Annotated in this window: 18 protein-coding genes; 1 reads left to right on the top strand and 17 read right to left on the bottom strand. The window is 38.8% G+C overall.

The window, feature by feature from the left end; all coding sequences use genetic code 11:
- Positions 1 to 62: 62 nt before the first annotated feature.
- From QZ413_RS06160 to QZ413_RS06085, 16 genes are all read right to left on the bottom strand, one after another.
- Positions 63 to 2,813 (bottom strand): cation-transporting P-type ATPase, encoded by a 2,751-nt coding sequence (locus tag QZ413_RS06160; protein ID WP_297077562.1) that lies wholly within the window; start codon positions 2,811 to 2,813, stop codon positions 63 to 65.
- Between the two features lie 296 nt (positions 2,814 to 3,109).
- Positions 3,110 to 6,250: an SMC family ATPase gene (locus QZ413_RS06155; RefSeq protein WP_297077561.1), complete on the bottom strand. Its 3,141-nt coding sequence runs from the start codon at positions 6,248 to 6,250 to the stop codon at positions 3,110 to 3,112.
- Between the two features lies 1 nt (position 6,251).
- Complete coding sequence (locus tag QZ413_RS06150) at positions 6,252 to 7,448, bottom strand: exonuclease SbcCD subunit D (protein ID WP_297077559.1); 1,197 nt, start codon at positions 7,446 to 7,448, stop codon at positions 6,252 to 6,254.
- Positions 7,449 to 7,552: 104 nt separating this feature from the next.
- Entirely contained in the window at positions 7,553 to 8,014 is a 462-nt protein-coding gene (locus QZ413_RS06145) for a QueT transporter family protein (RefSeq protein ID WP_297077658.1), read from the bottom strand.
- Between the two features lie 169 nt (positions 8,015 to 8,183).
- Positions 8,184 to 8,927, bottom strand: a complete 744-nt coding sequence (locus QZ413_RS06140) for a 3-oxoacyl-ACP reductase (RefSeq protein WP_297077557.1) — start codon at positions 8,925 to 8,927, stop codon at positions 8,184 to 8,186.
- On the bottom strand, positions 8,924 to 9,145 hold the full coding sequence (locus tag QZ413_RS06135) for a DUF2829 domain-containing protein (RefSeq protein ID WP_297077555.1): 222 nt from the start codon (positions 9,143 to 9,145) through the stop codon (positions 8,924 to 8,926). The genes QZ413_RS06140 and QZ413_RS06135 overlap by 4 nt, the downstream gene beginning before the upstream one ends.
- Positions 9,146 to 9,269: 124 nt before the next feature.
- Positions 9,270 to 10,166: an N-acetylmuramic acid 6-phosphate etherase gene (gene murQ, locus QZ413_RS06130; RefSeq protein WP_297077553.1), complete on the bottom strand. Its 897-nt coding sequence runs from the start codon at positions 10,164 to 10,166 to the stop codon at positions 9,270 to 9,272.
- 183 nt (positions 10,167 to 10,349) lie between these two features.
- Positions 10,350 to 11,684, bottom strand: a complete 1,335-nt coding sequence (locus QZ413_RS06125; RefSeq protein WP_297077551.1) for an NAD(P)/FAD-dependent oxidoreductase — start codon at positions 11,682 to 11,684, stop codon at positions 10,350 to 10,352.
- Positions 11,685 to 11,695: 11 nt separating this feature from the next.
- The gene (locus tag QZ413_RS06120; RefSeq protein WP_297077549.1) at positions 11,696 to 12,397 is read right to left on the bottom strand and encodes a YoaK family protein; all 702 of its coding nucleotides are present in this window, start codon (positions 12,395 to 12,397) and stop codon (positions 11,696 to 11,698) included.
- A gap of 81 nt (positions 12,398 to 12,478) precedes the next feature.
- Positions 12,479 to 13,642, bottom strand: a complete 1,164-nt coding sequence (locus QZ413_RS06115; protein WP_297077547.1) for a cupin domain-containing protein — start codon at positions 13,640 to 13,642, stop codon at positions 12,479 to 12,481.
- Positions 13,643 to 13,933: 291 nt separating this feature from the next.
- On the bottom strand, positions 13,934 to 14,524 hold the full coding sequence (locus QZ413_RS06110) for a histidine phosphatase family protein (protein ID WP_297077545.1): 591 nt from the start codon (positions 14,522 to 14,524) through the stop codon (positions 13,934 to 13,936).
- A 64-nt stretch (positions 14,525 to 14,588) separates the two neighbouring features.
- Positions 14,589 to 15,476: a LysR family transcriptional regulator gene (locus QZ413_RS06105; protein WP_297077543.1), complete on the bottom strand. Its 888-nt coding sequence runs from the start codon at positions 15,474 to 15,476 to the stop codon at positions 14,589 to 14,591.
- Positions 15,477 to 15,487: 11 nt separating this feature from the next.
- Entirely contained in the window at positions 15,488 to 15,832 is a 345-nt protein-coding gene (locus QZ413_RS06100; RefSeq protein WP_297077540.1) for a hypothetical protein, read from the bottom strand.
- Between the two features lie 156 nt (positions 15,833 to 15,988).
- Entirely contained in the window at positions 15,989 to 16,810 is an 822-nt protein-coding gene (locus tag QZ413_RS06095) for a hypothetical protein (RefSeq protein ID WP_297077539.1), read from the bottom strand.
- A 150-nt stretch (positions 16,811 to 16,960) separates the two neighbouring features.
- The gene (locus tag QZ413_RS06090) at positions 16,961 to 18,394 is read right to left on the bottom strand and encodes a 6-phospho-beta-glucosidase (protein WP_297077537.1); all 1,434 of its coding nucleotides are present in this window, start codon (positions 18,392 to 18,394) and stop codon (positions 16,961 to 16,963) included.
- Positions 18,395 to 18,415: 21 nt separating this feature from the next.
- Positions 18,416 to 20,299 (bottom strand): beta-glucoside-specific PTS transporter subunit IIABC, encoded by a 1,884-nt coding sequence (locus QZ413_RS06085; RefSeq protein WP_297077535.1) that lies wholly within the window; start codon positions 20,297 to 20,299, stop codon positions 18,416 to 18,418.
- A 144-nt stretch (positions 20,300 to 20,443) separates the two neighbouring features.
- On the opposite strand from QZ413_RS06085, the gene QZ413_RS06080 reads away from it, so the two are divergent.
- Positions 20,444 to 21,139: a GntR family transcriptional regulator gene (locus QZ413_RS06080; protein WP_297077533.1), complete on the top strand. Its 696-nt coding sequence runs from the start codon at positions 20,444 to 20,446 to the stop codon at positions 21,137 to 21,139.
- A 44-nt stretch (positions 21,140 to 21,183) separates the two neighbouring features.
- Here the strand turns inward: QZ413_RS06080 and QZ413_RS06075 are convergent.
- The coding region (locus QZ413_RS06075) for a PTS transporter subunit EIIC (RefSeq protein WP_297077531.1) at positions 21,184 to 22,952 on the bottom strand (1,769 nt) is incomplete at its 5' end.

Genomic DNA, 22,952 nt, shown 5'->3' with positions numbered 1-22,952 from the left:
TATAACAAAAATCAAAATCGAAAAAAAGAAGAAACAAGTTTCCTTGTCTCTTCTTAAACTCTTTACCAAATTTTGATGCCAAACATTTCTTTGATTCCAGATAAGATAAAGGTTGGTAAGGCTGGAATAAAAATAACCATAAGATAAATTGGGAAAGTTAATGGCGCTGTTCCCATGACGGTATTAAAGAATGGAATAATCGTTACCAGGAATGAAGAAATCGCAGCAAAAGCAACGGCAGCAATCAAACGAGGATTCCCAAATGGATTTCGTCTAAATAGCGTTTTTGAACTTCGAGCATCAAAAACATGCCATAACTGACCATAAACTAGAGTCAAGAATGCGACTGTTTGTGCTTCATTTGCTGACATTCCAGCTTTTGCGGCTAGATAAAAGGCTGCAAATACCACAAGTCCCATGACTGTCCCACGAATCAATACCCGAGACCATGTATAATTGGCCAATACTGATTCTTTTGGATCACGTGGTTGCTCTTTCATGATATCCGATTCCGCTACATCATATCCTAACGAAAATGATGGAACGGCATCACTAACCATATTGACCCACAAGACCATCAAAGCTGTCAGTACAGGCGTCGTTCCAGGAACGTTTCCAATCGTATGCGTAAAGAAGAACAGACCAATCAATAATGATAAAACTTCAGCGACATTTGTCGTTAATTCGTGACGCATAAAGTTTTTGATATTTCCATAAATCGTTCGACCACTTTGGACGGATTTTTCGATCGTCGTAAATTTATCATCTAACAAAATTAAATCTGCCGAATCTTTTGTTACTTCGGTTCCGGCAATCCCCATTGCGATCCCGATATCTGCTACACGTAATGCTGGAGCATCATTGACCCCATCACCTGTCATCGCAACGACTTGACCATGCGCTTGTAATTGTTTGACGATTCGTTGTTTATGTTCAGGTGACACACGCGCATAAACATTCGTTGATTTGACTTTTTCAAACAATTCTTCATCTGTCATCTCTTCTAATTCGACACCTTTAATAACTGGTGCTTCTTTATCCTTTACGATGCCTAATTCGTAAGCAATTGCTCGTGCTGTTTTCTCATGATCACCTGTGATCATCACGACTTCTACATTGGCTTCGTGTAAGGTCTTGATTGATTCTTTGACTTCTTCACGGGCAGGATCGATAATCCCTGCTACTCCAGTTAAAATCAACTCTTGCTCTAATTCTGCTACGCTCGCATCCATTGCTTGTGCTTTTGTTAATGGACGATACGCTACAGCTAACGTACGTAGCGCTTGCTCTGCATAGTCTTCTACGATGGTATTAAAATCTGTTTTTGCTTGTGCTGACGTATCGATTTCATCTTCGATCAGCACACCTTGGCTTTTATTTAAGACAACATCAGGTGCACCTTTCGTATACAACATGTAGCCATCTTGATTTTCTATCACGACACTCATCATCTTACGATCACTTGTAAAAGGTAACGTACGCACGATTGTTTGATCGCGCAATAATGCATCTTTTTGTACATCAGCTTTTTGTCCCAAAACAGTCAACGCAACTTCAGTAGGATTTCCAAAAGGTTTGTATTCACCAGCGACGTTTTTCACTGTTGCTTCATTACATAAAACAGCTCCATATAAGAACGGTTGTGCATTTGTCGGTTGTGCTGCTAAAGTTTCGATTGACCCTTTTGGCGCATAGCCTAGACCCGTTACATCATAAGAAGTTCCGTTCGCTGTAAATTTAACGACCGTCATTTCATTTTTTGTTAATGTTCCAGTTTTATCTGAACAAATATAAGAAGTACCACCTAATGTTTCCACGCTCGTTAGTGATTTGATCAGGCCTTTATTTTTCGCCATTTTCGCAGCACCGATCGTCAAGACGATCGACAAAACAGCAGGCAATGCATCAGGAATCGATGCGACTGCTAAAGCAATCGATGTCGACAAAACAGAAGTAATCGAATCGATACTAAATTCACCAGCACGAATGATGCCTACGATAAACGTTAATACCACGATCCCGCCTGAAATCAGCATCAACGTTTTGGTCAATTGGCTGACTGTATTTTGTAGTGGAGATTTTTTTGATCCAACTGATTGGATCAATTGGGCAATATTTCCTAGTTCCGTATCTTTTCCGACTCCCACAACGACTCCGACACCTTGGCCGTTAGATACAGTCGACCCTGAAAATCCCATATTGATACGATCCCCGACTTCAACCGTTTCACTAATAACCTCAGTCGTCTTTTGAATCGCATCTGCTTCACCAGTTAGGTGTGATTCGATGACTTGTAATTCATTCGCCTCGATCCATCGAACGTCGGCCTCAACGAAATCCCCGACTTGCGCACGTACAATGTCTCCTACTACTAATTCATTTGCTAAGATTTTCTCCCAGTTTCCATCGCGCAACACGGTTGTTTGTCGATTATTCATCTCCTTTAACGCATTTAAGCTTTTTCGAGCACTAATTTCTTGCCAAAAACCTAAACAAGCATTAATCAAAATCAAAATCAAGATCGCGATCGCTTCATAGAGAGCTTCCACACCGTGTTTTGGATCATTTTGGATATTAAACGCATAATAAGAGCTTAAAAATGATAATACGACCGCACCAAGTAAGACGATCACAATCGGTTCTTTAAAATTTTTCAAAAAGACTTTCCAATATGGATCTTCTGCCTCTTCTGGTAATTTATTTTCCCCATAAAGTTCACGTTGATTAAGTACTTGTTTTTGCGATAATCCGGTCGTTGGATCTACTGAAAATTCCTCTAAAATCATTTCTTTTTCTTTTTTATAATGCAGCATATATGTCCTCATCCTTTCATCTTTGAACACAAAAAAAGAGCGCACGACAAGACCGTCCCCTCACCCTTGGGGACTACGTCTTGAAGCTTGCGCTCAACCTTTTGTTTTATTAAGTTAAGTTTATCTTATCATAAAAAATAACTGTTTTCAAGGTAGATGCTTACTCCTTTTTTTATGTCTTCACAAAAGAATCAATTTTAAAACAAGCGTCCTTCGTTATAAAATTAGTCTCTTAAAAAAAATATGAACAGAAAGAGGTTTTCTTCCTATATACTATCTCTGAAATTAAATAACATTTATTTTAATTCTTGAACCGCTAATGTACTCTGGCCATTGCCAAGTTTTTTGATCCAGATTTGTTGACCGATCCGTTCTTTCATTTCATCCACATGACTGATCACACCCACCATACGATTTTCACCAATTTGTTCCAAAGCTTCCATCGCTTGTTCAAGAGTATCTCGATCAAGTGAACCAAATCCCTCATCAATAAACAAAGCATCGATCAACGCTCCATTTGTCGTCGTTTGTACGACTTCAGATAGAGATAAAGCAATCGATAAGGCTGCAATAAAGGTCTCTCCACCAGATAGGGTTTTGGTTGAACGAATCGTTCCAGTTGAAAAGTCAAAGATATCGATATCTAGCCCGGTATCTCGTTGGCCACTCACTTGAGTTGTGTTTAGTAAAAACTCATATCTTCCTTTAGTCAATTGTTTGATGTAATGACGATTGGCATGGGTCAAGACTTTTTCTAGATATTCTTGGGCGACATAGGTTTCCAATTTCAACTTGGATCCCTTCACCCCTTTGATGATTTGATACAACTCGCTCAGTTCATTAAATTGTTGGCCTTTGATCCCTTGTGTCTCTAAAATAGCGGTAATCGAATGTGCAACTTGTCGCATTTGATCTAAAATCGTCTCCAGACGAGTCAAGTGCGCCATACTCGTTTGATAAACTTGTTCAGCCTGTTCTTTTGCAACTTTTAGCTGAGCTAAATCTACTGGTTCTTGCAATTCGACCGTCTGTTTTAAAGCAGCGATCTCCTCAGCTAAATAACTTTGTTTTTCTTCATACCGACGAATAAATGCATCCCATTCTTTTGCAATCTCTACTTGTGTTAATTGCTCTATCGCCGTTTGTTTCGTCATGCCCTCTGGTAACAACGTGTCGATTTTTTTCTCTGTTTCGCTCAATGCTTGTTGATACGCAAGTTGTTGTTCTTTTAAATGATCGAGTGTGACTTGAAGTGTCAAAACTTGCTGTGCTACTTGGCGCTCTTCATTTTTCAATGCAGTGCATGCTTCATCATATGTCGAAAGCTCCGTTTGTAAATTTTCCTTTTGTTTTAGATAGTCACCATCAGAATCAAGATCCGGATAGCCATGATGTAGTTGTTCGATTTCGGCTTTGGCCGCATCAAAAATGAGTTGTTGCTGTGTTTCTTCACGTTTGCTTTCAGTGATTGCTTGTTCACATTCCACACGTTGTTGTTCAAATGACTCGATCTGTATAAGTTGCGTTTCGTACTGTTCTTTTTGTTGATTTAATGCCTCTTCTTGTTCGTTTAGATAGGTTTTGATGACTTGTATGGAGGCATCTGCAGATAATGAAAATTCACTAAACGTCGTAAGCGTTCCATAAAGCGTTTCACATTCCACTTTTAATTGCGCGATCGTCTGTTGATATTCCTCCTGTTGTGTTTTTAAGGTGAGAAGTGTTTGTTCGAGCTGCGCACAAGCCACTTGGCAATCTTGATGCTCTTTACGTACAAGTTCAAGTTCTTGCAACTGTTTCAGCAGTTGACTTTCATCTGCAAGACTATCCGTTTTGAGTTGATGCGTAGTTGAACCACAAACGATACAAGGCTCATCTGGTCGCAGTTCTGCTTGTAATTGTGCAATCATCAAGTTGCGACGTTTGCTTTCTAAATGAACGACTTGCGCTTCTAACTTAACGCGTTGTTGCATTTTAGTTGCCAGTGACGCTTGATGCTGTGCGTATTGTTGCTCACTTTGTTCAAGTTTGTCGTGGGTTGTCGTAAGCTTTAATAACTCGTCTTGCCACTTGGAACATTGTTCTTTTATTTGATAAAACTTATGAAATGCGGTTTCATATCCAACTTGTTGCTCCAGATTTTCTTTCAAGACTACTTGTTTAGCAATTACACGCTGGAGTTGTTCTTCCAGATGCTCTTTTTGTTTTTGCTGTTTTGTTAGTTGAATGAATGCTTGCTGTTTTCGGTTAGTTTCTACTGTCAACCGTTTAGCTGCTTGATCATATTCTTCCAATTGTAAGCTAAGTGTTCGTTTTGTAGCTATCTCTGCTTCTTTTGCTTGATAACAAGCATATTGTTCAGTTAATTGTTGCTGCGTTTCTTGTGTAGTAGTGATTTGTTGTTTGACTGACTTGATTTCGTGATCAAGTTCGCTCAATTTTTTTTCATCACGCGTTTGATACTCCAACACGGCAAGCAATGGCTGAACTTGTTGAAATTGCGCGTAGGCGTTTTTTTGTTCGTGGTACTGAGAAGTGAGCTCTACGATTTCTTGTTGATAACGTGTCGTTAATTCGGCTAAACGATCGACTTTTGTTTGAAAGATGGCCGCGTGTTCATAACTTTTTTCATGCTGTTTATATCGCTCTAACTGGTTTAAAACAGTTTTCTGCTGTTTTTCTACAAGCGCTTCATGTTGGGCCAAAACTTCCATCATTACTGTTTTTTTCTCAGCTTCTGGTGTTTGTTGGAATCGCTCTTTGATCTCTTCTGGCCAGCTTGGACTAAGATAAAGATCTGCTAGCGTTTGCTGTAAGCTTTCAGCATCTTTTTTAGCATCACGATAAGCATTCTCCAAAGATTTTGTAAATTTTGTAAAAATCTGTGTCCCAAAAATCGTTTTTAAGATCGGTAATTTTTCTTCGGTTTTTGAGTGTAAAAATTTTTGCACTTCATTTTGTGGAAGTAAGATGATTTGCTTAAATTGTTCTGCATTGATTTGCAGCAATTCTTGAATCATCTGTCCTACGTCACTAGGTTTACTCGCTAATACTTCTTGTTCTATACCATCGACGGCTGTGATACTGACCAATCTGGCGGTAGCCTTGTGTTCGATAATCTTCGAACCGCGAGCCGCTTTTTTTTCTTGTTTGATCTCGCGCTCGATTTTATATAGCGTTTCTTGTTGACGAAAATAAAAAATGATTTTTGTCAATGGATCTTCTGGCGTTGCAAACGTCGACCGCATTTCTTCTACTTTACGCGTACTTGTGGTTTGCGAAAACAATGCAACGGTCATTGCATCAAAAAGAGTACTCTTTCCAGCTCCGGTATCCCCACTGATCAAAAATAATGGTGCTTGCTCTAGATCCTCAAAATTCAATTTCAATTTACGATAAGGTCCAAAATTCGTCGCTTCTAGTTGCACAGGTTTCATATTAGTTCTCCTTTGCTGTGTTGATTAAAAGTGTTTCGATCAGCTGTTTTTGATAGTCAGACGGAGGACGTTTGGCAATGGTTTCGTAAAAGGTAGCGATCGTCTCTTCAGGAGCCATTTTTTCAACTGTGCTCACCGTTTTTTCTTGATTGTTTCGTTCAAGTTCTTCAAACGTCAAGTCCACGATCCCTTTACCGTAGATTTCTTCTAAGCGTGCTCGAATATTGACACCTGCTAGAGCACGGCGATCATAGTCGACAAGATGGAGACTAAACCAAGCAGCTTGAACAGGTTGATTTTGATAAAAAAGTGGATCGCATAATGTTTCAAAAGAAGCCGCTAATGTCACGATCGGCTTTTTGACTGTTAAAGGATGAAAGGTTTTCGTGACACCTTGTTCATCGAGTGTGACTAGGTAAACACCTTTTTGCTTTTCTCGCTGCGCTTCTTGACTATGAAAATGGATTGGGCTTCCACTGTATACGATGTTCTCTTCTGGACTAGCTAAGTGCGTGTGAATATGGCCTAAAGCGACATAATCAAAATCAGCAAACAAATGACTAGGTAAAGTCGCTAATCCTCCAACAGTCGATGTCGTTTCTGAAATACGCAAATTTGTTAAGGTTTGATCCTCTACCGTTTTTGTAACTGCAAAGTGAGTGATCAAGATTTGTTTTTTAGATGGATCCATAGTTTTCTTCATTTCACTAATCAAACGTGTAACACCTTGAGTGATGGTTTTATACGTTTGTACGACGTCTGGTGTTTCAGCTAATTCTTGTTGACAAAAAATCCGAATCTCACTTGGATCGACAAAAGGCAATAGATAAACCTGCGCTTCTTGCGTTTCGATCGGTGAGATACTTTGTTTTAGTGACGTACCTAAATGAAAATCAGCCATCGAATAAAATGTCTGACCAAAACTAAGTCGTTTCGCACTGTCATGATTACCGCTGATGGCATAAACTGGAAACTGTTCTTCACAGACTAAACGTTCGATCATTTGATTTAATAGCTCCACAGCTTCAAGTGGTGGAATCGAACGATCGTATAGATCTCCTGCGATCACGATGCCATCGACTTGTTCTTTTTTAGCTAGTGCCACGATTTGTTCATAAGCATGCACTTGTTCTTCATAAAGACGAAACCCGTTTAACGTTCGTCCAATATGCCAATCGGCAGTATGTAATAATTTCATAAACTCTCCTCTGATTTCGTTTACCTTATTATAACGGAAATTTTGCAAAGAAAAAAAGAACCACTAACAATTAGTCGTTCTTTTTCCTATTCCCTAAATCTATTTTATTTTGTAAAGTCGATTCGTTTAGCGACCCAGTAAATGATCACACCACCGACTGCCATCGAAGCCAGTTCACCTAAACCAATAATCAACCAATTGATGAAAAACGGTAGCCCACTCACTAATGTCAACTGTCCCGCGATGGTGAACATCGAAAAAGCAAAAACGATTGCAGTAACGATCATTTGAATTTTTCTTGATCGAATTTTACGTGTGAGAGAATAATTGATCCATAATACGATCAATGTACTCACACTCCCCACAACGACATCTAACATGCCAAGTGGTGACAATAGATTGGCGATCAGTACACCTAGTGTGACTGCCCAAATATATTTTTTGTTGTATAACGATAGATAATTAAACATTTCAGATAAGCGAACTTGAATCGCTCCAAAACTGATTACTGCAAGCAAAAGGGTAATCGCAACATATAATCCTGTAACGATTGCTAATTTAGCCATTTCACTTGTCGTCAGCGTACGTGTTACTTCTTGATTCTTTTCCAAAATACTTCTCCTTTACAAGTCTATCCGACTCGCTTGATACCTACAACCAAAGGACGGGAATAAGTTCCAACTGAAGTGTTGTAGGGCGTTTACCGCTAGTTGTTATCTTACAGGAAAACAAGAACTATTTCAACGTCCAACCGCCATCGATCGGAACAACTGCCCCTTGTAAGTAACTGGCTTGCTCACTCGCTAAAAATAAAGTCAGCTCGGCAACTTCATCTGCACTCGCCCAACGTTTGACCGGTGTTTCTTTAGCGACCCATTTTGCGATCATACCATCACCTTGAAAATCCGCAGCATTCATCGGTGTTTTGATCGCACCAGGTGCAATCGCTTTGACCGAAATCCCTTGATCTGCATAATCTAAAGCAAGTTGCTTCGTAAATCCGACCACTGCATGCTTGAATGTCGTATACGCAATACCTCCCCCACCGGCTACTAACCCGGCTATCGAAGCCATATTGATGATCACACCAGATCCTTTTTCAAGCATTGTCGGTAATACTCGCTTGGTCAAACGAAAATAACTCAATAAATTGGTTTCATAGATTGTTTGAAAAAGTGTCTCTGTCGTTTCTAAAAGCGGACGATACTCATCCAAGATCCCTGCCGTATTCACCAAAATATCAACAGAACCAACGGTATGCTCACAAGTCATTACTGCCGCTTCAAGCTGGGTAGGATCGGTCACATCGACTTGTTTAAAATGAAAATTTTCTCCCATCGTACGAATCATCGGTTGTTTATCGATCCCATACACGTAAGCTCCTTGTGCCAAAAAAGCCGCTGCTTGCGCTTCACCGATCCCAGAAGCCACACCTGTGATCAATACTACTTTTTTTGCTAATGATTCATAGTGGTTCATTCCACTAGTACCCAATCATTGGCTAAAATATCGCAAACAGTCGGCGCAAAACTAGAAAATCCTTCATCACTTGTTTTGATCAAAAAGTAAGGCGTGACTGGACAGCCATCAAATACATCGTCTTGAACGAGCGTCACATATAATTCAAATCCGCTCCAACCTTGACGGATAATTTTTTTTCCTTGTTTTAATGCAGGTAAGATTTCTTCAAATGTCATATTTCTTTCTTCCTTTCTTGAACGGAACTAGTATACCATAGCGAGTTAGACAAAAAAATGGATGTAATATGATCTTAAATCCCGAATCGTTGGATTCTGGCATTCTAGATCACATCGCATCCATTTAAATCGTATGTTTAATGAAACCATTTGCTTCAATTAATTTTTTCTGTGCTTCGCTCTTTGAAGAGTTGGTTAAAATCATGACAATTGCAAGTTTTACTTCTTGATCAGCTTGTTCAAAATAATCCGTTGCGACTTCGTAAGAAACATCAGTCGCTTGCATGATGATCCGTTTTGAGCGCTCCACTAGTTTAGCATTCGTAGGTTGAACATCGACCATTAAATTATGAAAGACTTTTCCAATCCCGATCATACTAATCGTAGAGATCATATTTAAGATCATTTTTTGCGCACTACCTGATTTTAATCGTGTTGAACCAGTCAAAAATTCTGGTCCAGCATCGACTTCGATCGCAAAATCTGCATGTTGACTAATTTCAGCATTCGTATTGCAAGCTAAACTCGCTGTTTTTGCGCCAATTTTTCTAGCATAATCCAAGCCACCGATAACATAAGGAGTACGTCCACTCGCTGCGATCCCGATTACGATATCTTGTTGTTTAAGATCCAATTCGATCAAATCTTTTTCGCCTAATGCTGTCGAATCTTCTGCACCCTCTACGGCTTTCGTCATTGCCTGTTGACCACCTGCGATAAGACCTACGACCATTTCACTAGAAACACCAAAAGTTGGTACACACTCCGCCGCATCCAAAACACCTAAACGACCACTCGTTCCCGCTCCCATATAAATCAAACGTCCACCTTCTTTAAAAGCTGTAATGACTGCTATAATCACTTGTTCGATTTCAGGTAGAACAAACGAAATCGCTTCAGGTACTTTCAAATCTTCTTGATTCATGATAACCAATGCTTCTTGAATACTCATTTCATCTAAATTAGACGTTTGCTCATTGCGTCTTTCGGTAACCAATTGATCTAAATCGATTTTTGTCATATTATTCTTCCTCTCTATTATAATCATCTGTACGTTATGTATGTATTTTGAAATTATATTTCTAACTATAGTATACAATTTAAGAAATATTATTTCAACATTTTTTAGTTTTATTTTTAATAATGTTTCATAAAAGACAAAAAAAAAAGCCATCTGCTACTAAATAGCAAATGACTTTTTGAATCAACTCCAAAAGCGATCGAGTTCATTGACTAATGATGGATAAGCATATACTTGATTTCGACGTTCCTCTTTCGTCCAATTGGCATGTAACCCTTGTGTCACATAATTGATCAACAAATCAGCTTCCTGAGCAAGTGCAGTGGCTCCTACGATACGGTTATCACTTTTTCGTTTGATCACTTTCAAACGTGCCCCTTCTTCAGCGATTTTTCGGCTGTCTAACCAATCGTCCATATCTAACTCTTCCACTTCGTACTGTTCAGGATGCATCAAAGCCTCACTTATCAAGACACCAGTCTGAGCTAGTTTGGGCTGGCTAAATGTTGACATTGCAGGTAATGGATAGCGAATCGGTGCCAATTCTTGATGAACCAGATGATCCACTAAATACTGAGCTTGTAATACCGCATACGTTGCTAATTTAGGAACAGCTTGATCATTACAATCTCCGCACGCAAAAATATGTGGCTGTGTAGTCTGAAGATAGTCATTTACATGAATCCCATGTTGATCATACTCGACAGCTGCTTTTTCTAAAACAAGATGGTCCACTTGAGCCACTCGACCTGCTACACGATAGACAGCATCGACTTCTTGTTGTTTTCCTGTTTGACTGGTCACTTTCAATCGTCCATTTTCCAAACGTTCAATCGACTCGATCGTTTGATTAAATTCAAATTGTACACCACGTTTTTTATTGATTTCAATCAATTGACGTACGAAACTTTGATCAAAAATTTTTAATGCTTGATCGTTGTGTTGCCATACATTGACAGTTGCTCCAAATGCTGTGGCGATCGTCATGAAGGCAAATGAGATAATTCCAGCACCGATCAATAAAATCTCTTTTGGCAAAGTCGCCTGTGTCAAAAATGCTGCACTATCCTGAGTCAATTCATGGCCTTCAAACGTAAAGGTACGATCCTCTCCTCCTGTTGCCACGATAAACTGTTTACCTTGATACACGATACCGTCAACATTGACTTCATGAGGTGAAACAAAGGTTGCCTGTCCAAAAAGTGTATCGATACCAGCTTGGCTTAACGCTTGTTCATGTGCTAATGATTCCTTTTCCTCGATCGTATTGATCCAATTTAATGTTTTTTCCCAATCTAATGTTTCGCTTGTCGCGATTCCATATTTAGCGTAGCGTTGATTTTGTAAAAAATGCTTTGAAATCGACACCAATTCTTTTTTACGTGTGCTCCCAGCATTATTGACAACACCTCCAAAATAACGCTGCTCGATGACAAGTACAGATTTTCCCGCTTTTTTTAGTCCAAACGCTGCTGTTAAACCAGCTAGACCACTTCCTATCACAATCACATCATACATCTTCTTCACTCCTAATCTGGATCGATCACGATCGCATGATTTTCTGCTTTAATCACTTTTGAGTAGATCGCAATCCCAAGTAAAAAGATTGCCGTAAACCATAATGACTTTTCACCCATTTGACTCGTTAAAAATGTTCCCATTAGTCCACCACAAGCAAAACCGATCAAAACTAAAAAGTATAGCCAACTATTTTTTAAAGCATCTTTTTGACCTGCGATAGCTTGAACGATATAGTTAAATGCGAGCTGAACAACTAATGTCACCGCAACGTTTCCATAGAGCATCCCATCGATTTTATGAAACGCATTTCCTTGCATCCCAGCTAAAAATGAGATGATCATACAAAGATGTAACGGTTCAAACAGCTTGTTGACTCCTGAGATACCTAATAAAATCAATACAATTGCCTCGATAATCAAAATCTCAAATGCCCAAACTTCTTTTTTCTTCACACCGATCACTTCTAAAATTCCAGTCGCTACTGAACCTATTCCAAAACATAAGACAGTAACTAATACGATTCCCAAGTGATCCCAACTTTTCGTCGCAATCGTTTGCCCAATTAAAATAATATTTCCTGATTGCACTGTGCTAAACGCTTTTCCAATAAAATAAGTGTATCCATCCATCGATCCGGCAGCTATCGCAAGTAAAAATGCGATCATTGGCAGTTCCATTACAGGAAATGTCGGCACGCGTCGATTGTTCATCTCGATTCCTCCTAATTGATGTATTGCGTACTCAAATAAAAATTGCCTAGAAACACTTTGTTTTCTAGACAATCTTCGCTTTTATTCAGGTTGTTTATACCAAATGACAGGCTGTGGTGTTTCCGGTACAGGTAATGACTCCGCAAATTGTTTTGTCACATTCAAGTGATCGGCAACCATTTGTGCCGGTGAGGTGCCTAACCATTTGTTCAATGAAATATCTGAATAATCAGGGTTTTTGAAGACTTCTACAAAACGCAACGGTTCATCACCGATATTTTGTACATAATGACCAGCAACGATTGGCACAACACCTACATCACCTGCTTGGAAATTAAATGTACGTGCTAGACCTGCAGAGTTAAAGACCGTCATTTTCGCTTTTCCTTGAATATAGTATTGCCATTCTGCTGCTTGTGGATGCCAATGCAGTTCACGCATGCCACCTGGTTCTACTTCTACAAAAGCAGCGGAAATCGTTGTCGCTGCTGGAAAGACACTTTGGTCTACGATTTTTACCTTACCAGCTTCTGAGATGATCGGATCTAATGTATCGATATGGAAAGTAAATGGTGAAGGTACTGTCCCTTGGCTACTTGGACGATCGACTTCTGAAATCGGTCCTGGGACATTTGCTTTAAAAATGTATTTTTCTGATTTTGGGAAACTTTCTAGATCGCTGATATGTTTCTTGAAATTCGCTGCTACGATATCTTTTGGTGTATGTGCTAGCCAGTCTGAAACTAAGAACGTATTATTCTCTGAAAAATCCGGTTCGCTAAAAACAAGTAAGAATTCACAACCTTGGTCTAAAGCTTCAATCGAATGAGGAATCCCAGCCTCAAAATTCCAGATATCTCCTTCTTTTACATCATCGATAAAACTGCGACCATGCTCGTCGATTGCCGTTACCCGAGCATTTCCATATAACATTAAGCCCCATTCTGCTTCTTTGTGCCAATGCATCTCGCGATAAGCACCAGGTTCCAAACTCATATTTACACCAGCGACATCACGTGATGACGGTAATTCACGATTCGTGATTTCGCGTGTCCATCCGCCTTCTTCCAATCGTTGATGCGCATCTGAATAGCTAAAACGTAAATTTTCAATTGTTCCATGATCGGTTGCAGGTGGTACTAAAATATCTGGATTTTCTTGGTCACGCATAAGATTACGTGGTCCATGATCGATCCAACCTTTGCCATCTGATTCTCGAAATGGTTCTACTCGTTCATTTGTCATACCTTTACCCTACTTTCTAAATTTATACTACTAGTTTAGCGAACTTTACTTTGTTATTCCACGAACAAGATAGTTCGTTGAACTGACAATTTCGTCATCTTTCACTTAAATAACAGCTTATTGGACCATAGTAAAAAACAGCTCCCACACTAAAGTAGCAGCTGTCTTCCACCCACAAAGTAAGCGTTATACTTTGTGAAGTTTATTTTAAAATAAATCGTTTTCTTTATATATCGGGCTTTATTATAACGTTAAGTTGATTTAGACCAGATGCTTGGTCTTTAGAAAAAATTAAGAATTGGGCGTTGTAGGATGAACGATACCTTTAAAAGAAAATGTTTGTTCTGCGTAATCAAAAACTAGTATGCAACAATTCGTAAATCGGAGTGTAGCCACAATATCTTCTGGTACGATTTTTTGAATAAATCGATACATCGCTCCACCGTGACTAACTGCAAGTACTGCACCACCTGTCGAATTGTCCATCAGTTGGGAGATCGTTTCATACATCCGATTTTGGACTTGATCCGCACTCTCACCGCCATAGGGAACAAAAAAATCACCATAAGAAGTTTCTCCAGGTTTGCGCTTAGGATTCAAGCGCTCACTTTCGCCTTCAAACGTCCCAAAATTCCACTCTTTAAGACCCTTAAGCATTCTGATTTCTTCTGTTCTAGCAACGATTTTTGCAGTATCTACTGCTCGTTCTTGTGTTGAAGCATAGATACTTTCAAATACAATTTGGTTTTCTTGAAAATATGTTTGGGCTTGTTGCGCTTGAGCAATCCCTAATTCAGTCAAAGGCGAATCACATGCACCTTGAATTTTACCTAATTGATTAAATAAAGTCTGTCCATGACGCATTAAATATAACGTTCCCATCTTAATTTTCCTCCATCTTCCTTTTAAAGATAGTATGCAAAAAAATAAATAAAATGTCTAATACCTATTTCTTTTTGATCTCATGCACGAAAAGCATGGACTTGAGATGTTCTAAAAATGCATGAACTAGTGGGGATCGTAACTGATTCGTTTGGTAGATCGCGATTGTTTTCAAACTTAGATCTGGTTCAAAAGGTATAAAAATCAAGTCAGGATGCTGCAGCGGAAGTTTCAACGATACACAGATCTGGTCCGTTTGCTTTAAAAAGTAAAGACAATTATGTAGTAAAGTATATTCTCCAATCCACTTTTTATTGTGATAGTCAGCGCCTAAATGTTCTATCAAATAGGCTTGAACAGACTGATTTTTACTTCGCCATAAAGCATAATGATCTAGGTCGGCTAGATTTATCAAGCGTTTAGTCGCTAACGGATGATGCGTGTCGACATAGACTCCAAATTGTTCTTTCGTTTCAAAATAAAGCGAAGTATATCCTTCTTTTTGGTTTACTTCTAAAATGATCCCTAGATCAAGTAATCCTTGAGTCAACTTTTGTTGAATAAAATCAGCATTACCACTGACTAATTCAACCGTCACTGCGGGATGATTAGTTTGAAAAAGCTTCACTATTTCAGCAAACTCACCCATACTTTGAAACTCACCAGCTCCAATCACCAACGTTCCCGAAAACTCATTTTCTTGTTGGAATTCGTCTTTGATTTTTTCTTCTAAACGAAACATTTCCAAGGCATGTTGTTTTAAAAGCTGGCCTTGTGAAGTTAATATCAGTCCTTTTGGTGTGCGTTCAAATAAGCGACATTGCAACTCTTCTTCTAATTGTTTCAACTGCCGTGACAAAGTAGGCTGGGTTAGGTGAAGCCGTTTAGCAGCTTTCGTAATCGAGCCTTCATTGGCCACATATAGAAAATAATGTAATACTCTTAATTCCATTTTAAAACCACCTATTCTCTAACCTCCCATTTTGTAACCGTTAATTGCTCAACTTCAGCAATCGCAAGTTCTAGCGCTTGTGCTTGTCGTTTGAGATACGTCAAATCTTTCGCTAAATCATGTAAAAAATCGGCTTTCATTTTCAAAATATTCTCGCGATCGATGCACCAAGTAAGATAACCCTCTGCTGTTTGTTGTACGCGATATTGATCGTGTAGTGGAAGTTTATTTTGTGAGAATACATGGCTTTCTTCATTTAAGATCACATATTTTTCTTGCACTTCTTTAATATCCAAAGATTCAATCCAAACACCAGTTTCATCATTGTACGTTAAACAATACACATGTCGATTCATCGTGATCCCTTCTTTCTTGAAAGTGATTTTATTATAGCGCAAAACAGAGAAACGTACGAATGGTTAATAAAAAAGCGAACTAAATGTCCGTGATTTTAGTCGTTAAATAACCACTATGAATCCTTTCATCTAGTTTCGCTTTGTTCATTGTTTTAATTAATTTGTTACTCCGTAAAAGGCTGTTCCTTCATTTTTCCAACCAATGCTGACTAAATTATCACGTTCGCCAGCACTTGTTGTATAGTGATGTGAACCTGGACCTTTAGCATTTGGATTAAAGACACGGTAAACGGGTACTTGTTTAGCTAAATCAGAGAAGAAGACTTGTCCTTCTTGATTCCATCCAGCTTTACCTACTGCATCATATTCGGCAACATCGACTGTATAAAAATGTTCGCCACTATTCGGGTTATACAAACGATAGATCGGTTGACCTTCCGTCGGTGCATCCCAAGCAATATTTTCATCATTCCAACCTAGAGATACGACATGCATCGCTTCTGCTTGATTGGCTGTATATAAATGTCCGCCGTTGTTTGGGTTATACACTCGGTAAATCGGCATACTATCTGTTTGAGCTGCTGGTTCAAATGTTGCCCATAATTTATCTGTCACTTTTCCTGTTTGTACAGAAACAGATTGTGCGTAAATTCGTTCATTTGATTGTAATTTACGATTTAATTCAAACCAAACATACATTTTTGTATTGCCAGATTCGTAGCCAGCTGGAACTAATTTGTTGCCTTTTTCATCATAAATTGTAGTGATCGTGTGTGGATCTACAGTAATCGTTACTTTTTTTCCATTTGGATCGATGACAAAATCGCTTGCGCTACGTAAACTACGTGATGCCATTGCAGTTTCTTGAACAGGTGTTGCACCTACTGCTTGGCTATCCTCTGCACTGACTACTTGACCAAATAAACTAGGTGCGATCAATAAAGCTGCTAAAGTCCCCATTACAATCGTTTTTTTCATTTCTTCACGTCCTTTTTTCATTCTTTCTATTTAATTCTAGCACAAGTTTTTTATTTGTAAATACTTTCATTGCAATTACATTACAAATATTACCGAGATGTGTACATAAGAAGACAAAAGCGCGTAAAAGAAGCTTTTACGCGCTAAAAACTAGTTTAAATTTTCACCATTAGAAGCAATTACTTCTTGATACCATGCAAATGAATCTTTTTTATAGCGTTTCATCGAACCGTTTCCTTCGTTATCGCGGTCAACGTAGATCATGCCATAGCGTTTTTTCATTTCACCAGTAGTAAACGATACTAAGTCGATAATTCCCCACGGTGTATAGCCTAATAGTTCTACGCCATCATAATCGACTGCTTTTGTTAACGCTTCGATGTGTGCAGTAAGGTAATCGATACGCGCTTGATCATGGACTTGACCATCTTCTAATTCGTCGATAGCACCGAAACCATTTTCTACGATAAATAGCGGCAATTGATAGCGATCGTATAAGCGATTCAAGCTATAGCGCAACCCTTCTGGATCGATCGCCCATCCCCAATCACTTGACTTGATAAATGGATTTTCAACTCCGTTTGGCAATCCACCGTTTACGATATTGTTATCTACTTTATTTTCTGCGTCAGCTTTGACAACAGTCGACATATAATAACTAAATCCGATATAATCGACCGTACCTTCTTTTAATACAGCCAGATCTTCCAAACGAATATCTAATTGATACCCCTCACGTTCAAATTCTTTTAGCGCATAATTTGGATATTCACCACGAACATGTACATCAGCAAAGAAGAAACGTTGTCGATTTGCTTCTTCAGCAGCCATGATGTCTGCTGGATTACATGAATACGGATAGATTGGTACATGAGATACCATACATCCAATTTGGAATTCTGGATTGATTGAACGTCCAATCATCACTGCCTTTGCACTAGCTACTAATTCGTTGTGTGCTACTTGATACATGACTTCTTTTGCATCTTCACCTTCTTCGACTAATACTCCTGAATTTGTCCATAAGAAAATAGGATTATGCACGTCCATTTGGTTATTGATCTCATTAAATGTCATCCAATATTTGACTTTATCTTGATAGCGCTCAAAAACTACTTCGGCAAATCTAGCAAAGAAATCGATCACTTTGCGATTTCTAAACCCACCATATTCGCGAGCTAAATGTAAAGGCATTTCAAAATGCGACAGTGTAATCACAGGTTCAATCCCATGTTTTAATAACTCATCAAATACTTGATCATAGAATTTCAACCCTTCTTCATTAGGTGTTTCTTCATCTCCATTAGGAAAAATACGACTCCAAGCTATAGATGTACGTAGACACTTTAATCCCATTTCAGCAAACAATGCAATATCTTCTTTATAATGATGATAAAAATCAATCGCTTCATGATTGGGATAAAATTTATCGGCTTCGATTTCTTGAGTAATTTCACGAGCTACTCCATGCGCACCTGCTGTCATGACATCAACCACACTCGGTCCTTTCCCACCAGCATTCCAACCACCTTCAAATTGATGTGCTGCTAATGCACCACCCCATAAGAAATTCTTTTGTACCATTTTGTCGTCCTCCTAAATTATTTATTTAAATTCAATAATCGTATCGTTTGGTGTAACTGTTGTTTTTTCAGTAATCAGCATATTCTCGTAATCACCACTATTTGGAACAACTACGATCGTTGTGCTTGGATAGCCTGCTTGATGGATCTTTTCTTGATCAAACTCTAGTAAGACATCGCCTTTACGAATTTGTTGATCTTGTTTTACTTTACAATCAAATCCATCGCCTTTCATATTGACCGTGTCCAAACCGACATGGATAAGCAATTCGACACCATCACTAGAGGTTAATCCTACAGCATGTTTTGTATCAAAAACTGCTGAAACCATCCCATCAAAAGGAGCGATAACGCGACCTTTCGTCGGTTCTACAGCAATTCCATTTCCCATTGCACCAGATGAAAAGACTGCATCAGGTACGTCAACTAATTGTATTACGTTTCCTTCCAGTGGAGAAAAAACTGGTGTTTTTGCATCATTAACTGCATTGATATGACTAGCATCGCCTAACTCTTTTGTTAATTCTTGATCGTCTGAAATTGTTTCGCCAGTTCCTAATACTTGTGTCAAAATCACAGGTCCGACCAACCCAATGGCTGCACCAATCAACATCCCGATAAATGAGCTTTTATTGTCTGTGTTGATTGCATTCACGATAGTCAAAGGCCCAGGTAAACCTGCATATGCATAATAAAATGGATTGAAGAAACTTGCTACGATTGCTCCAATTCCCCCAGAAATACAGCCATAAATAAATGGTCGTTTTAACCTTAGTGTTACCCCATAGATCGAGGGCTCAGTAATCCCAAAGATTCCTGTAATAAAAGCAGATAGTGAGACATTTTTCATTTCTTTATTGCGTGATTTTAAAAATACACCCAATACCGCACCAACTTGAGCGATAACAGCGATTGTTTGGAACGCTTGGAATGAATCTCGACCATACATGTCAAAGTTGGCTAATACCACTGGTGTAATTCCCCAATGAACTCCAAAAATAACAATTACTTGCCAGAATCCACCAATAATAGCAGCGGCTAAAAATGGTACATGTGCGACTAAGAAATTATATCCATTCGCAATCCCTGCGGCTACTCCAGAAGAAATCGGTCCAATCAATAGGATCGTTAAAGGTACCATGATCACTAGACAAACTAATGGTACTAATAAAGAACGAACGACACTTGGAATGCGTTTTTCTAAAAAACGTTCCAAATAAGAAAGTAGCCACACTAATAGTAGTGGTGGTAATACTGAAGATGTATAAACAGTTTGTGTCAATGGTAAGTTTAAAAATGTAATGCTTTGTCCATTGGCAATCGAACTTGCCATTTCAGCCCATGTCGGCGATACCAAAGCCGCACAACAAGCAATTGCAATGTACATATTTGATTTAAAATGGCGTGATGCTGTGACCGCAATAAAAATCGGTAAGAATGTAAATGGTGCCCAAGAGATAAAACTAAATACTTGATACGTACCCGTATCAGCAAATGCTGGAAAAAATAAGTTCGCAATAATCAAAATCCCTTGTAAGATTCCGGCAGCGGCTAAAATATAGATAAATGGTGCGAATACTGCGGACATCGTTGCGATGATCCGGTTAATGACTGATGCTTTTGGTACATCTTCTTCTGACATTTTTTCAAAATTACCTTGAGCTGCAAATGCATCGTATACTTCACCTACATGAGTTCCGATTACGATTTGCATTTGTCCACCAGATTCGACTGCTGTAATAACTCCAGTTAATTGACTTAATTGTTCTTTTAAATCTTTTGGTGTGTCTTTTAGTACCAATCGTAATCTAGTAGCACAACGCGTAGCATTAACCACATTATCTTGCCCAACTAAGCGTAAAATATCACTTGCTAGTTGTGAATAATCTCGAACTTTTCCACTCATACATTTTCTCCTAACTTTACCTTTACTTTTTTATTTATACCATTATAATAAATTATACCCATACAATCGTCAATAGTTTAAATATATATAATTATAGTTATTTTTTTGGTACACTAAAGACGACTATTTTTTAGGAGGAAGAACATGCCAAAATACATTGAGATCGCTCAAGCAATCGAGCGATCAATCAAAGAACAAGACCTCTTACAAGGAACACGTTTAGCCAATATCACAACACTAACCAAAGAGTACGATGTTAGCAAAAACACGATTTTAAAAACCTTACAGCTTTTAGAAGAACGTGGTGTGATCTATCAAGTCCAAGGTAGTGGGATTTTTGTACGCCGAAAAAAACGGCGTGGGTATATCAGCTTGATTCAAAATCGTGGCTTTACGGATGATTTAAAAGCAGCCGATGAAACATCACGCGTGATTACACTAGAAACCATAGCCGCAACTAAAGAGATTGCGACTAATTTGCAATGCGATGTCGGTGATCCTATTTACTTTGTTGAACGTGTGCACTCGATTCGTGGACAAGTTTTTTGCTTTGAACAATCCTACTATAAACAAGATATTGTCCCCTTTTTAAATCGCGCGATTGCAGAAGATTCGATTTTTGATTATTTAGAAAAAGGGTTGAATTTACAAATTGGTTTTTCCGATAAATATTTGAAAGTTGCTCGTGTCAAAGAAGATATCGCTCACTTTTTAGAACTGAACGTAAAAGACCCTGTTTTATTTATCGAGGAACTCTATTACACTGCTGCGGGAAAACCATTTGATTTTTCGAAAAACTATTATCATCCAGACTATTCTCAATTTTTTATTCAAAGCTAAATCCCCATCTGTTTGCTTCAATTAGCAAACAGACGGGGATTTTTTTATTGACCGAGATGACGTTTTTTAGGTGCTTGTTTTTCATGAAGACCATCTGATTCTTTATAGCCAAAAAGATAAGTCAAAGTAAAGGCTGCAATGATCGTAATTGCCGATACGATCCAGAAATACAAGAAATTATTGGGATCGGTTTTACTTGCAAAAGATGGGAATCCAATCAATGAACCGGTAAAGCCAAACATATCAACTTTTAATAATCCATTGACCAGGCCGCCAATAGCAGCTCCCATACTCGCAGTAATAAAGACACGCCCATATTTTAAATTGACCCCATACATCGCCGGTTCCGTAATACCGCAAAACGCTGAAATTGCAGCTGATGCTGACAATCCTTTTAAGTTTTCATTATTTCGTGTTTTCACATATACCGCTAACGCTCCGGCACCTTGAGCGATCATGGTAACCGAAACAATCCCATTTAAAACTGAATGACCACCGGGAACGGATAACTGAGCCGAAATAATTGGAATAACTGCCCAGTGTAACCCAAAAATTACCAATACTTGATACAACCCTCCAATAATCAAACCGGATAACGGCAAACTTAAATGAAGCAATGCTTGTAAACCATTTGAAATACCTGTTGAAATCAAGGTAATGATTGGACCGACTACAATCAAGACTGTCATACCGACTAAAAAAATCTCAACTAATGGCGTAAAGATCATTCTCAATACGACTGGCATCCAACTTTTGATCCATGGTTCAAGTTTAGCAGCCATCCAAGCTGCAAAAATCATCGGAAAAATCGAATACGTATATTGTGGAATATGAATCGGGATGCCTAAAAAATTCGAATTGATTCCCATTCCTAAAATATGATACGAAAATTTACCTGTCGCATAGATTTGGACCAGTGAAGGATAAATCAAAAATGCACCAATAATCGCAACGACTACAGGATTAGAACCTAATTTTTGTGCTGCGGTAAACCCAACTAATACTGGTAAGAAATAAAATGTTGCATCCCCCATCGCACTAATAATCACATAGGTTTGCGATGAGGTCGAAACACCGCCCCAAGTCGTTAAAATCGTCAAGATCCCTTTTAACATCCCACTAGCTGCCAACAATCCGACGACTGGCATCATCGATCCGGTAATTGTACCAATCAGATTTGCTGCTCCAAATTTGGTCTTAGCCCATAGTCCATGCTGATCTTTAAATGATACTTTCGTTTGTTCTTCGTTTGCTTGACTGAACCCATCACCTAATTGGGCAATCGCTTCATTAAACACATCTTCGACTGTTTGCCCAATCACCACTTGATATTGCCCACCTGCTCTAGCAACATCGATCACACCTGGAATTTTTCGAATCGCTTCATCATCTGGGATCGTTTCATCTTTTAAATAAAAACGCAAACGCGTGATACAGTGGATGAGTTGTGTGATATTTTTTTTACCTCCAACTGCAGCTAATACGAGACGTGCCGTTTTAGCATATCCATTTTTATCTGTTGAATCATTTGCTGGCTCTGTTTTCACAGTAGCTGTTATTGCTTTGAGCGTTAATGTGGCGACCGTTTCGCCTGCATGGACTTCACGACTCGTTTTGACGCCAAAAATATCGACCATTTGCTGGGTATTTGTGATCGCAACAATGATCGTAATATCTTTTCCAGCAGCTTTTACTTTTTCTAAATCGACTGTTGCTAATGGTGCTCCAGCTTGAATCTCTTCTCCTTGTGAAACGTTGACTTTAAAAGGAGCCCCTTTTAGATCGACTGTGTCGATTCCCATATGCAGTAAGA

The organism is uncultured Enterococcus sp. (assembly GCF_913775425.1).
Lineage (GTDB): Bacteria > Bacillota > Bacilli > Lactobacillales > Enterococcaceae > Enterococcus_G.
Note: the sequence above shows the minus strand (reverse complement) of the source record. Positions and strands in the feature narration are given on the sequence as shown.